This window comes from Pseudomonas fluorescens (assembly GCF_000802965.1).
GTDB classification, from domain to species: domain Bacteria; phylum Pseudomonadota; class Gammaproteobacteria; order Pseudomonadales; family Pseudomonadaceae; genus Aquipseudomonas; species Aquipseudomonas fluorescens_A.
On the sequence record NZ_JSAK01000004.1, the window covers coordinates 83,789 to 96,139 of the forward strand.

A 12,351-nucleotide genomic window follows, 5' to 3' on the forward strand; every position below is an offset into this window, starting at 1 on the left:
CGATATATCAATCCAATCAAACACCTGCATATCACGGGCTGAATCTGGCACGTCCTGTGCTTTGTTGGCTTTATGGATAATTGGATACAAAAATACAAAAGGTGCAATCGATGAAATTCGCCCCTGTCTATTCCGAGCGCCAGCCCATTACCGCCGAAGAGGAGGCCTACAACTTTCTTCTGGAGGCGATTTGCAAAGGGCGTTACCGCACTGGCGAACGGCTGATTGCCGAGGACATCGCCGGCGAAATCGGCATGAGCCGCATGCCGGTGCGCGAAGCGTTCCGGCGCCTGGATGCCGATGGCCTGGTGACGCTACGGCCCAACCGTGGCGCCATTGTCCGTGGCTTGAACATCGATGAAATGCGTGAAGTGTTCGAGATGCGCAGCGCCCTTGAAGGCCTTGCCATCCGCGTTGCGGTGCCAAAGCTCACCGAGCGCCATTTCAGTCATCTGGAGCGCTTGCTCGACGAAATGGACGACTACCGCGAAGACGGGGCCGAGTGGGTCAGCCGCCATCGCGCCTTCCATGAATACCTGTGCAGCCTGAGTGAGCGTCCGCGCCTGATGCGGCAGATATCCGCGTTGTATTCGGTGATCGAGCCGCACATGCGCCTTTGGCTGCAACACGCCGACAAACCCCGCAGCGCCCGGGACGAGCACGCCTCGATTGTCGCCGCACTGCGTTCCGGCGACCCGGACAAGGCCGCGCAAGTCGTGTGCGAGCACATCGAGGGCACCATCCCGCGACTGATTCAATTTCTCGAAGCCCACCAATAAACCCTAAAACCCCCCTTGTAGGAGCCGGCTTGCTGGCGATGGCGACTGTATGAGCGAAGTAAGACTCAAGGGCCAATCGCTGGCAAGCCAGCTCCTACAAGGGACATCCGTTGCAGCCAACTGGAGTCATGCCATGCACAAGCCTTGCGCGTTAGTTGCCGTGTTCACCTTGAGTCTGTGTTCGCAATGGGCGTTCGCCGCCCCCGAATTACCCGAGCGCTTGAGCAAGAGCGAGAAGATCGTTTACTGCTCCGGCATGGACTCGCCACCGCTGGTGTCGTTTGACATGAAGCAAAAACCGGTGGGGCTGCAGGTCGACATGGGCGAGGCGATTGCCCAGCGCCTGGGTGACAAGAAAGTCGAATGGCGAATCTCGCCTTTCGCCGGGCTGATCCCGGCGCTGCTGGCGCAACAGTGCGACATGATCGTCGACCAGTTGTTCGACAAGCCCGAACGCCGCGAGGTGATCGACATCGTCAACTTCATGTATTCCAGCCAGTCCATCGTGGTGCCCAAGGGCAACCCGAAATCGGTAAACACACTGGAAGACCTCTCGGGGCTTAAGGTCGCGGTCAGCAACGGCTCGACCATCCGCGTGCTGCTGGGCAAGGAAAACGAAAAACTCGAAGCGGCTGGAAAACCGCCGATGAAACTGGTGGTGTACAACGTCGACGCTGATGCTTTTCAGGCGCTGCGCATCAACCAGGTGGACGCTTTCGGCACCACGGTCGAGTCCGCCGGACACTATCAGCAATTGGCCCCGGACCTGTTTCAATCCGCAGTCCCGGCCTTCAACCGCATCCTCACCGGTTTCGGCGTGCGTAAAAGCGATCCACAGCTGACGGTCGCGTTGACCGAAGTCTTGCAAGGCATGCGCGCCGATGGCAGTTACAGCGCGCTCCTCAGTAAATGGCATGTCGACAGCGACAAACTGGACTGAGGGCGAACCTGATGAACTTCAATTGGGATGTGTTCTGGCAGTACCTGTTGCAGCCCAGCGATGTCTACCTGACGGGGCTGTGGCTGACCTGCCTGATCAGCGTTTCGGCGATGTTGCTCGGTTGTGTTTTGGGCCTGATCGCCGCGTTGATGAAGCTGTCGAGCAACCCGCTGTTGCATTACCCGGTGCGTTTTTATGTGTGGCTGATGCGCGGCACGCCGTTGTTGGTGCAGATCGTTTTCCTGTACACGGCATTGGCGGCGGGGGGGATTTTCCGCTTTGAAGACTTGGACCTGGGCTGGTTCATTGTGCCGGGCAATATTCAGGCCGCGATCATCGCCCTGGGCCTCAATGAAGGCGCGTACATGGCCGAGATCATTCGGGCCGGCATCGGCGCGGTGGACAAGGGTCAGTACGAAGCCGGGCGTTCCCTGGGCATGACGTTTCCCAAGTTGATGCGGCGGATCGTCCTGCCGCAAGCGTTCCGGGTGATCGTGCCGCCGCTGGGCAACGAGTTCAACGTGATGCTGAAAAACACCACGCTGGTCAGCGTCATCGGCGTGCAGGAACTGCTGCTGAGTACACAAATGGTGACCTCGGCGACCTTCCGTGTGTTCGAGTTGTACCTGGTCGTGGCCATCTACTTCCTGGCCTTGACCACGCTCTGGGGCTTTTTCCAGCGCTGGCTCGAAGCGCGCTTCGGCCAGTCTGATCGTCCGGCACCGGCGGCGAGTCGCATGTTCGGCCGCAACACCATGAAACTGTTGAGAGGGCGTTGAGATGGCGCACATGAGTGAAGAACTGGTCATCGAAGCGCTGGATGTTCACAAATCGTTCGGTGACCTGGAAATTCTCAAGGGCATTTCCCTGCAAGTGCGACGGGGCGAAGTGGTGGTGCTGATCGGCGCTTCCGGTTCCGGCAAAACCACCTTTATCCGTTGCATCAATTTGCTCGAAGACATTCAGTCAGGACAGATCCGCGTCGGCGGCCGGCCGATGGGTTACCGCACCCGGGCCGACGGCAGTCTGGCCAGAGACTCGGAACGCAACATCGCACGACAGCGCCGGGACATCGGCATGGTGTTCCAGCGCTTCAATTTGTTCCCGCACATGACCGCCCTGGAAAACATCATCGAAGCGCCGATCCAGGTGCTGGGCGTTGCGCGCGCGGCGGCGGTGGAACAGGCGCGGGCGTTGCTCAAGCGCGTCGGGTTGGCGGAGAAGGCTGATCACTATCCGTCGATGTTGTCCGGTGGCCAGCAGCAGCGGGTGGCGATCGCCCGGGCATTGGCGATGAAGCCGCAGGCGATGCTGTTCGACGAACCCACCAGCGCCCTCGATCCCGAGACGGTGGGCGAAGTGCTGCAAGTGATGAAGGAGCTGGCCGAGGAGGGCATGACCATGGTCGTGGTCACCCACGAAATGGGCTTTGCCCGCGAGGTGGCCGACCGGGTGGTGGTGCTCGATCAAGGTGAACTGATCGAGCAGGGCCCGCCGGAGCAGATCTTCAGCCAGCCCAGGCACGCCCGTACCCGCGCCTTTCTCAGCCGCGTGCTGTGAGTCCATCAAATAAATTTGTGTGAGTTCTGCCATGTTCAAATTTTCTGCGCACGAGTATCCCTACGCCTCACAACGTCAAAGTGTTTTCGCCAAGCGCGGCATGGTCGCCGCCTCACAACCGCTGGCCGCCGAGGCCGGAATTGAAATCATGCGTCGCGGTGGCAATGCCATCGATGCGGCCATTGCCACGGCAGCGGCACTGACCGTAGTCGAACCCACCGGTTGCGGCATCGGCGGTGACGCTTTTGCGCTGGTGTGGACGCAAAACAAACTGCACGGTTTGAACGCCAACGGCGCGGCGCCGCAGGCCCTGAGCATCGAGGCGGTGAAAGCCGCCGGTCATGAAAAAATGCCACTGCATGGCTGGACGCCGGTGACGGTTCCGGGTTGTCCGTCGGCCTGGGCGGAGTTGTCGACGCGCTTCGGTCGTCTGCCTTTTGCCGACTTGCTGCAACCGGCGATCAGCCTGGCGCGGGATGGCTTTCCCGTGTCACCGGTGGTTGCGTTGCAGTGGCAAACCGCGCTGGAGGATTTCACCCCCGACCGCAGCGACGTGCTTGAGAGCTGGTTCGAAACCTTTCTGATTGACGGCCGTGCACCTCGAGCCGGTGAACTGTTCCGCAACCCGGCCCAGGCGAAAACCCTGAGCGAGTTGGCCAGCACCGGTTGCGAAAGTCTGTACCGTGGCGCGCTGGCGCAGCGGCTGGACGCACATTCGCGGGCTACGGGCGGCTATCTGCGCGCCAGTGATTTGCAGGATTACCGCGCACACTGGGTCGAGCCGATCAAGGTCAACTATCGCGGTGTCGATGTCTGGGAAATTCCGCCGAGCGGGCAGGGGCTCGTGGCGTTGATGGCGTTGAAAATGCTCGAAGGTTTCAACTTCGATCACCGTGACAGTCAGCAAACCTGGCACCGTCAGCTTGAAGCGATGAAGCTCGCCTACAGTGATGGTTTGCACTACATCACCGATCCGGAACACATGCGGGTCGCGGTGGCGGATTTGTTGAGCGACCACTACGCGGACCATCGTCGCGCGCAGATCGGTGAGCAGGCCGTGGCGCCGCAGCCGGGCGACCCTCACGCCAGCGGCACGGTCTACCTGGCGACCGCCGACGCGGAAGGCAACATGGTTTCGTTCATCCAGAGCAACTATCACGGTTTCGGCTCAGGCGTCGTGCTACCCGACAGTGGCATCGCCCTGCAAAACCGTGGAGAAGAATTCAGCCTCGATTCCGAACATGCGAACTGCCTGGCACCGGGCAAAAAGACTTTCCACACCATCATCCCGGGATTTCTCAGCAAGGACGGTGTGGCAATGGGGCCTTTTGGCGTGATGGGTGGCTACATGCAGCCGCAGGGGCATGTGCAGATGGTCATGAACCTGGTGGATTTCGGGCTCAATCCCCAGGCAGCCCTGGATGCGCCGCGCTGGCAGTGGCTGGGCGGATTGAAGGTTGGTATCGAGCAGAACGCTTCACGGGACATGGCGGCAGCATTGGCGCGCCGTGGGCATGATGTGCAAGTGGTCTGCGACCTGACCAGTTATGGGCGAGGGCAGATCATTTTGCGTGATCCTGAAACCGGTGTGCTGTGTGGCGGCACCGAACCGCGAGCGGACTCACACATTGCGGTGTATTGAGGGGGGCGTCCTCCTTGACGCGGTCGCAGCTTAGAGACTATGCGATTGATTCTCAAGTGCTATTTGTCGTTAGTTTGGCCCAATGATGCCGGGCTTCTCTTGCCAACAAATATTCTTTTGATATCATCCGCGCCATCGAATTTGCGACACCCAAAGACTTCATTAGCCTGAAGCCATAAGCCAGAAAACTGGCAAAAAAAGACCCGGCAAAAAGCCGGGTCAAAAACCGTGATTAGCCTGATGAGGAGATAGTCCAAGAGGCCGACCTAAGGTCCCTTGGTCCATCGACTGATCTCGCGACCAGCTGATGCAATAATAATCATTCTCGTTTACAAGTCAAATGATTTTATCTGCGCGATTGGAAAACTCTTTCCAGTCCTCCCTCTGATTGTGTTCGCTTCAACCGTTCTGATGTCCCTCCAGGGACCGGTCTACCATGGCTTTGGCCATGTCGATCATATGAACCGCCGAAAACGCCAAGTCCCGATTGGAACCCTGCAAGTGATTGGCTGACTCGTACGCCGTGGCTGCTGCGCAACGCAACAGATCCGACGCATGCACCAGCGCTTCTTCGCTGCTGATGTTGCGGTTCACGTCAAAGAAACGTTCATCGGTCCCTTCCCCTGAAACAGCTGGTTTCAAGTAGTAGTCCAGTGCTCGCTGGGCTGCTGCAGAGCCCTGGGGTGAGGTAAGAGAGGTGTCGATTTGCAGGTCAGGCAGGTCGTTGGCGGGTTGGGTCATGGTGATGGCAAAGCTCCGTGATAGATTCAGATCCGTGAATTCATCCTAGTACGATCTGTATTTGTGACCATAATTTAAATACTACAATTTGTGTTTTGATGGCCGGAGACTGCCACGTATCGTGCCGCACATGGATAAATGGATTGAATTGGTCAAGGCCAAGATGAGTGAACTCAAAGTCACTCAGGAAATACTCGCCGAGCGCCTCGGGATGTCCCAGGGTGGGGTCGGCCATTGGCTGAACAAACGCCGTCAGCCCGGGCTCGATGACATGAATCGTGTCTTGCAGGCGCTGGGCCTGGAGTTTCTCGAAGTGGCGCTGGTGATCAGGGAACCGGCTGACTCACAGGACGACGGCATTTGCCTGACACACAAGTACAACCCGTACTTCCGCTACCCGGTCAGCGACTGGCGCGAGACGGCTGAAGTGCGTGATGGAGACGCGGCGCAGTATCGTTTCGAATTATCGGACTACCACGCCCGAGGCGCGGCGTTCTGGTTGACGGTGGTGGGCGATGCGATGAGCGCCCCCAGTGGCCTCAGCATTGGCGAGGGCATGTTGATTCTGGTGGATCCGGACGTGGAAGCGCTGCCAGGCAAACTGGTTATCGCGCAATGGCCAGACAGTAGCGAGGCGATCTTTCGCAAGCTGATCGAAGAGGGCGGGCAGCGTTACCTGGTTCCGCTCAATCCGACGTATCCGAAAGCTCTTTACACCCAAGAGTGCCGAATTATCGGCGTGGTGGTTCAGGCGACAGCCAAATTCTAATCAGATCGGTCCTCGCAACGCGTAGGACCGATCTTCATTTCACGCTTCTTCCAACTCAACCAGCGCACTGCCTTCGCTGACCATCTCGCCTTCCTGGCAATACAGCGCCTTGATCACCCCAGCGTGTGGCGCACGAATGCTGTGCTCCATCTTCATCGCTTCCAGCACCACCAATTGCGCCCCGGCTTCGACCGTTTGCCCGGCCTCCACCAGTACGCGCACGATGCTGCCGTTCATGGGCGCGGTCAGTCCGCCGTGATGGCTGTGACTGGCTTCAACGGCGCTGATCGGATCGTAGGACTCGATGCGGCGCAGTTCCCCGTCCCATTGCAAATACACAAAGTCGCCATGGCGGATCACCCGATGCTGACGACGAATGCCATCGTGCTCGATCAGCAAGTGCTCGCCTTTGAGTTGTGCCGTACCGGATTTAACGGCGCCCAACGTCAACGCGCGATCCTGGCCTTCGCAGCTCAAGTGCAAGGTGATCTCTGTCGGCAACCCTGCGCGGAAACCGTTGTTGTTGGCCCAGGGCGAACTCGGGTCATCGGCGCGCGGAGTACGAGATTGGCTCTGGGAAAACGCCTGGCCGGCGGCCTGCCAGAACTCATCGCTGAGCGCCGCAGATTGCGGTAACAACTGGTCCTGATAACGCGGAATGAACCCGGTATCCAGCTCCGCCGCAGCAAACGCCGGATGGCCGATGATCCGGCGCAGGAAGTTGATGTTGGTCTTGAGCCCGCCAATCGCAAACTCGTCGAGCATGCTCAGCAGGCGCAGGCGCGCCTGTTCGCGATCCTCGCCCCAGGCAATCAACTTGCCGAGCATCGGGTCGTAGAACGGCGAGATTTCATCGCCTTCCTCAACGCCGCTGTCGACTCGACGCCCCGGACCTTCGGCCGATTCGCGATACAACTCCAGGCGCCCGGTAGCCGGCAGGAAATCATTGCCCGGGTCTTCGGCGTACAACCGCACTTCGATCGCGTGACCGTTCAGCGGAACCTGATCCTGAGTCATCGGCAACGCTTCACCCCGCGCCACACGAATCTGCCAGGCCACCAGGTCGAGGCCGGTGATGGCTTCGGTGACTGGGTGCTCGACTTGCAGGCGCGTGTTCATCTCCATGAAGAAGAACTCGCCGCGCGCATCCAGCAGAAACTCTACGGTGCCTGCGCCGACGTAACCGATGGCTTGCGCCGAACGCACAGCGGCCTCACCCATGGCACGGCGCAGTTCCGGGCTCAGGCCCGGCGCAGGCGCTTCTTCAACGACTTTCTGGTGTCGGCGTTGAATCGAGCAGTCCCGTTCGTTGAGGTACAGGCAATTGCCATGCTGATCAGCGAACACCTGGATTTCCACGTGACGCGGTTTCAGCAGGTATTTCTCCACCAACATCCGCGAATCGCCGAACGACGATTGCGCTTCACGTTGGGCCGAGGCCAGGGCTTCGGCCAGTTGGCTGACGTCCTCGACCACTTTCATGCCTTTGCCGCCGCCACCCGCCGTGGCTTTGAGCAGTACCGGATAGCCGATGCGCTCGCAGGCATCGCGGAAGGTATCGAGGTCTTGAGCTTCGCCGTGATAACCCGGCACCAGCGGCACACCGGCGGTTTCCATCAAGGCTTTGGCCGCGGATTTGCTGCCCATGGCATCAATGGCCGAGGCGGGTGGGCCGAGGAAAATCAGGCCGGCCGCTTCGATCGCGCGGGCGAACCCGGCGTTCTCCGACAAAAAGCCATAACCCGGATGAATCCCCTGGGCGCCGCTGGCCTTGGCGGCGGTGATCAATTTGTCGATTTGCAGATAACTGTCGGCGGCTTTGCTACCACCGAGGTCGACACGAATGTCGGCTTCGCGGCTGTGGCGGGCATTACGGTCGGTGGCGCTGTGCACGGCGACGGTGGTCAGCCCCAAGGCTTTCGCGGTACGCATCACCCGGCAAGCGATTTCGCCACGGTTGGCCACCAGCAGGGAAGTGATAACAGGTGCGCTCATCAACGCGGCTCCTTGGTGGTCGTTTCGGCTTGCCAGCTCGGCGGGCGCTTTTGCAGAAAGGCGCGCAGGCCTTCCTGGCCTTCGGGGCTGACGCGGATACGGGCGATGGCGTTTTCGGTGTAGCGGCGCAGCGCCGGGGTCAGTGAGCCGTCGCCGACTTCACGCAGCAAGTCCTTGCTGGCGCGCATGGCAGCGGGGCTGTTGAGCAGCAGGTTGTCGACCCATTGATCGACTTTCTGCTCCAGTTCGGCAATCGGATAGCTCTCCGACAGCAAACCGAGTTCCCGCGCCCGTTGCCCACCGAAGCGTTCAGCGGTCAAGGCGTAGCGCCGCGTGGCGCGTTCGCCGATGGCCTGCACCACGAACGGACTGATCACCGCCGGTGCCAGGCCGATGCGCACTTCCGACAGGCAGAATTGCGCGTCATCGGCGCCGATCGCCATGTCACAGCAACTGATCAGGCCCAACGCGCCGCCAAAGGCTGCCCCTTGCACCACCGCCAGGGTCGGCACTTTCAGCTTGGCCAGGTTGTACATCAACTCCGCCAGTTCCCGGGCGTCGTCGAGGTTGGTGTGGTAATCAAGTTCGGCCGATTGCTGCATCCAGGCGAGGTCGGCGCCGGCGCTGAAATGCTTGCCACGGCCACGCACGATCAGGAAGCGCAGGCTGGCATCGCTCGCGACTTTGTCCAAGGCGAGGATCAGTTCGCGGATCATTTCTGCGTTGAAGGCGTTGTTCTTTTCTTCGCGGCTGAGCCACAGCGTGGCGAAACCACGGGGGTCGGTCAGCAGTTCGAGGGTGTTGAAGTCGCTCATGTTTTTCTCCCGATCACATCCGGAACACGCCGAAGCGGCTCGGTTCGATTGGCGCATTCAACGACGCCGACAAGGCCAGGCCCAGGACATCGCGGGTCTGGGCCGGGTCGATGACGCCGTCGTCCCACAAGCGCGCGCTGGAATAATAGGGGTGGCCCTGTTCTTCGTATTGGTCGAGGATCGGTTGCTTGATCTCCGCTTCCTGCTCGGCACTGAAACCCTGACCACTGCGCTCGGCCTGTTCACGCTTGACCTGCACCAGCACGCCGGCCGCCTGTTCGGCGCCCATCACTCCGATGCGCGCATTCGGCCACATCCACAGGAAACGTGGATCGTAAGCGCGACCGCACATCCCATAGTTACCGGCGCCGAAACTGCCACCGATGATCACTGTGAATTTCGGCACCTTGGCGCATGCCACCGCCGTCACCAGTTTCGCGCCGTGCTTGGCGATGCCGCCGGCCTCGTATTTCTGGCCAACCATGAAACCGGTGATGTTTTGCAGGAACAACAACGGAATGCCCCGCTGACAAGCCAGCTCGATAAAGTGCGCGCCTTTCTGCGCGGCTTCGGCGAAGAGGATGCCGTTGTTGGCCAGGATCGCGATCGGGTAGCCGTGCAGGTGCGCAAAACCGCACACCAGCGTCGTCCCGAAAAGCGCCTTGAATTCGTCGAACACCGAACCGTCCACCAGCCGCGCAATCACTTCGCGCACGTCGAACGGCTGCTTGGCATCGGCCGACACCACGCCGTACAACTCGTCGCTGCTATAGAGCGGGGCGATCGGCCGGCGTTGCTGTACTTCACCGAGCTTGCGCCAGTTGAGGTTCGCTACGCTGCGGCGGGCGATGGCCAAGGCGTGTTCATCGCTCTCGGCGTAATGGTCGGCCACCCCGGAAATCTTGCAGTGCACATCGGCCCCGCCAAGGTCTTCAGCGCTGACCACTTCACCGGTCGCGGCTTTCACCAGCGGTGGGCCGGCGAGGAAAATCGTCGCTTGCTCGCGCACCATGATCGCTTCGTCGGCCATGGCCGGCACGTAGGCGCCACCGGCCGTGCAGGAACCCATGACCACCGCAATCTGCGGAATGCCCATGGCGCTCATGTTGGCCTGGTTGAAGAAGATCCGGCCGAAGTGCTCGCGGTCCGGGAACACCTCATCCTGACGCGGCAGGTTGGCGCCGCCGGAATCCACCAGATAGATACACGGCAGGCGATTCTGCTGAGCGATGGTCTGCGCGCGCAGGTGTTTTTTCACGGTCAGCGGGTAGTAGGAACCACCTTTTACCGTGGCATCGTTGGCGACGATCATGCATTCGACGCCTTCGACACGGCCGATCCCGGCAATCACGCCAGCGGCGGGAACGTCTTCGCCGTACACCTCGTAGGCCGCCAGTTGGCTGATTTCCAGAAACGGCGAACCCGGATCGAGCAGACGATTGATGCGCTCGCGCGGCAGCAGCTTTCCGCGAGAGGTGTGGCGCTCTTGAGCCTTCTGCCCACCACCTTGCGCGACTTGGGCGAGCAGGGTGTGCAGCGCGTCGACCTGTTTGAGCATCGCCGCGCTATTGGCGGCGAACTCCGCCGAACGGGGGTTGAGCTGGGTATGCAGGATAGCCATGGACAGCTCCGTTTTAGCGGGTTTCGTTGAACAGTTCACGACCGATCAGCATGCGACGGATCTCACTGGTGCCCGCGCCGATTTCGTACAGCTTGGCGTCACGCAACAGGCGGCCCGCCGGAAATTCATTGATGTAACCGTTACCGCCGAGAATCTGGATCGCGTCGAGGGCCATCTGCGTGGCGCGTTCGGCGCTATAGAGGATCACGCCGGCAGCGTCCTTGCGCGTGGTTTCGCCGCGTTCGCAAGCCTGGGCCACCGCGTACAGGTAGGCGCGGCTGGCGTTGAGTTGGGTGTACATGTCAGCGACCTTGCCTTGGATCAGCTGGAACTCGCCGATGCTTTGGCCGAACTGCTTGCGGTCGTGGATATAAGGAACGATCAAGTCCATGCAGGCCTGCATGATCCCGGTCGGGCCACCCGACAGCACGACGCGCTCGTAGTCGAGGCCGCTCATCAGCACTTTCACGCCGCCGTTGAGCACGCCTAGGATGTTTTCTTCCGGCACTTCGACGTCATCGAAGAACAGCTCGCAGGTGTTGGAACCGCGCATGCCGAGCTTGTCGAACTTGTTGCTGCGGCTGAAGCCTTTCCAGTCACGCTCGACGATGAAGGCGGTGATGCCGTGGGGGCCTTTTTCCAGGTCGGTCTTGGCGTAGATCACGTAGGTGTTGGCGTCCGGGCCGTTGGTGATCCAGGTCTTGCTGCCGTTGAGCACGTACTTGTCGCCGCGTTTGTCGGCGCGCAGTTTCATCGACACCACGTCGGAACCGGCATTCGGTTCGCTCATCGCCAGCGCGCCGATGTGCTCGCCGCTGATCAGCTTCGGCAGGTATTTGGATTTTTGTTCGTGATTGCCATTGCGGTTGATCTGGTTGACGCAGAGGTTGGAGTGCGCGCCGTAGGACAGGGCCACAGAGGCAGAGCCGCGGCTGATTTCTTCCATCGCTACCACGTGCGCCAGGTAACCCAGGCCGGCACCGCCGTACTCTTCCGACACGGTAATGCCCAGCAGGCCCATGTCGCCGAATTTGCGCCACAAGTCAGCGGGGAACAGGTTGTCGATGTCGATCTGAGCCGCGCGCGGGGCGATCTCTTTGGCGACGAAGGACTGAACCTGATCGCGCAGCATGTCGATGGTTTCACCGAGGGCAAAGTTCAGGGATGGGTAGCTCATGGGACACCTTTTGGCTTTTTTGTAGGGTGGGGAGGGCAGTGATTCGGCTCTCACCTTTACGTTAACGTAAGCCTGTGACGAATGGCTGTCAATCACCCTTTACGTTAACGTCAACTTGAGCGAGAGTAGAGGCGTTCTTACAGACTAGCGTCGCACTCTGTGGCGAGGGAGCTTGCTCCCGCTCGAAGCGCGAAGCGGTCGCAAATCAGCACGCAAGGTGTGTCATCAGCACCGGATCGCAGATTTCACGACTGCTACGCAGCCGAGCGGGAGCAAGCTCCCTCGCCACAAAAAAGCCGCGCTCCGATAATA

General features: G+C 60.3%; 11 protein-coding genes. 6 read left to right on the forward strand and 5 right to left on the reverse strand.

The features are described 5' to 3' along the window. The first annotated feature begins 110 nt into the window (after positions 1-110). The 5 genes from NL64_RS04005 (at position 111) to NL64_RS04025 (ending at position 4,921) form a co-directional block, all read left to right on the forward strand. Positions 111-779, forward strand: a complete 669-nt coding sequence (locus NL64_RS04005) for a GntR family transcriptional regulator (RefSeq protein ID WP_034146866.1) — start codon at positions 111-113, stop codon at positions 777-779. A gap of 133 nt (positions 780-912) precedes the next feature. After that, positions 913-1,719, forward strand: a complete 807-nt coding sequence (locus NL64_RS04010; protein ID WP_034146867.1) for an ABC transporter substrate-binding protein — start codon at positions 913-915, stop codon at positions 1,717-1,719. A gap of 11 nt (positions 1,720-1,730) precedes the next feature. Then, positions 1,731-2,498 (forward strand): amino acid ABC transporter permease, encoded by a 768-nt coding sequence (locus NL64_RS04015; RefSeq protein WP_034146868.1) that lies wholly within the window; start codon positions 1,731-1,733, stop codon positions 2,496-2,498. Between the two features lies 1 nt (position 2,499). After that, positions 2,500-3,279: an amino acid ABC transporter ATP-binding protein gene (locus NL64_RS04020; protein WP_034146869.1), complete on the forward strand. Its 780-nt coding sequence runs from the start codon at positions 2,500-2,502 to the stop codon at positions 3,277-3,279. A 31-nt stretch (positions 3,280-3,310) separates the two neighbouring features. Further along, a complete protein-coding gene (locus tag NL64_RS04025; protein ID WP_034146870.1) occupies positions 3,311-4,921 on the forward strand; it encodes a gamma-glutamyltransferase family protein in 1,611 nt (536 codons plus the stop codon). A gap of 399 nt (positions 4,922-5,320) precedes the next feature. On the opposite strand, the gene NL64_RS04030 is transcribed toward NL64_RS04025, so the two are convergent. Next, entirely contained in the window at positions 5,321-5,662 is a 342-nt protein-coding gene (locus NL64_RS04030) for a DUF6124 family protein (protein WP_034146871.1), read from the reverse strand. Positions 5,663-5,792: 130 nt separating this feature from the next. Here NL64_RS04030 and NL64_RS04035 point away from each other — a divergent pair, with 130 nt between their 5' ends. Next, positions 5,793-6,431 carry a LexA family protein gene (locus tag NL64_RS04035; RefSeq protein ID WP_034146872.1) on the forward strand — a complete coding sequence of 213 codons (639 nt, stop codon included), beginning with the start codon at positions 5,793-5,795 and terminating at the stop codon, positions 6,429-6,431. Between the two features lie 39 nt (positions 6,432-6,470). Here NL64_RS04035 and NL64_RS04040 read toward each other — a convergent pair whose 3' ends face one another. The 4 genes from NL64_RS04040 to NL64_RS04055 are packed head-to-tail and all read right to left on the reverse strand — an operon-like array spanning position 6,471 to position 12,039. Beyond that, the gene (locus NL64_RS04040) at positions 6,471-8,426 is read right to left on the reverse strand and encodes an acetyl/propionyl/methylcrotonyl-CoA carboxylase subunit alpha (RefSeq protein ID WP_034146873.1); all 1,956 of its coding nucleotides are present in this window, start codon (positions 8,424-8,426) and stop codon (positions 6,471-6,473) included. Then, positions 8,426-9,241, reverse strand: coding sequence for a gamma-carboxygeranoyl-CoA hydratase (locus NL64_RS04045; protein WP_034146874.1), 816 nt, complete (start codon positions 9,239-9,241; stop codon positions 8,426-8,428). Before NL64_RS04045 ends, NL64_RS04040 begins: the two co-directional genes overlap by 1 nt. Positions 9,242-9,254: 13 nt before the next feature. After that, entirely contained in the window at positions 9,255-10,862 is a 1,608-nt protein-coding gene (locus NL64_RS04050) for a carboxyl transferase domain-containing protein (protein WP_034146875.1), read from the reverse strand. Between the two features lie 13 nt (positions 10,863-10,875). Then, positions 10,876-12,039 (reverse strand): isovaleryl-CoA dehydrogenase, encoded by a 1,164-nt coding sequence (locus NL64_RS04055; protein WP_034146876.1) that lies wholly within the window; start codon positions 12,037-12,039, stop codon positions 10,876-10,878. Between the last annotated feature and the right edge of the window lie 312 nt (positions 12,040-12,351).

What these genes read in the sequence shown, in the direction of transcription:
- NL64_RS04005 (WP_034146866.1), top strand. Translation starts at nt 111, where the DNA reads ATGAAATTCGCCCCTGTCTATTCCGAGCGCCAGCCCATTACCGCCGAA.
- NL64_RS04010 (WP_034146867.1), top strand. Translation starts at nt 913, where the DNA reads ATGCACAAGCCTTGCGCGTTAGTTGCCGTGTTCACCTTGAGTCTGTGT.
- NL64_RS04030 (WP_034146871.1), bottom strand. Translation starts at nt 5,662, where the DNA reads ATGACCCAACCCGCCAACGACCTGCCTGACCTGCAAATCGACACCTCT.
- NL64_RS04020 (WP_034146869.1), top strand. Translation starts at nt 2,500, where the DNA reads ATGGCGCACATGAGTGAAGAACTGGTCATCGAAGCGCTGGATGTTCAC.
- NL64_RS04045 (WP_034146874.1), bottom strand. Translation starts at nt 9,241, where the DNA reads ATGAGCGACTTCAACACCCTCGAACTGCTGACCGACCCCCGTGGTTTC.
- NL64_RS04050 (WP_034146875.1), bottom strand. Translation starts at nt 10,862, where the DNA reads ATGGCTATCCTGCATACCCAGCTCAACCCCCGTTCGGCGGAGTTCGCC.
- NL64_RS04025 (WP_034146870.1), top strand. Translation starts at nt 3,311, where the DNA reads ATGTTCAAATTTTCTGCGCACGAGTATCCCTACGCCTCACAACGTCAA.
- NL64_RS04040 (WP_034146873.1), bottom strand. Translation starts at nt 8,426, where the DNA reads ATGAGCGCACCTGTTATCACTTCCCTGCTGGTGGCCAACCGTGGCGAA.
- NL64_RS04055 (WP_034146876.1), bottom strand. Translation starts at nt 12,039, where the DNA reads ATGAGCTACCCATCCCTGAACTTTGCCCTCGGTGAAACCATCGACATG.
- NL64_RS04035 (WP_034146872.1), top strand. Translation starts at nt 5,793, where the DNA reads ATGGATAAATGGATTGAATTGGTCAAGGCCAAGATGAGTGAACTCAAA.
- NL64_RS04015 (WP_034146868.1), top strand. Translation starts at nt 1,731, where the DNA reads ATGAACTTCAATTGGGATGTGTTCTGGCAGTACCTGTTGCAGCCCAGC.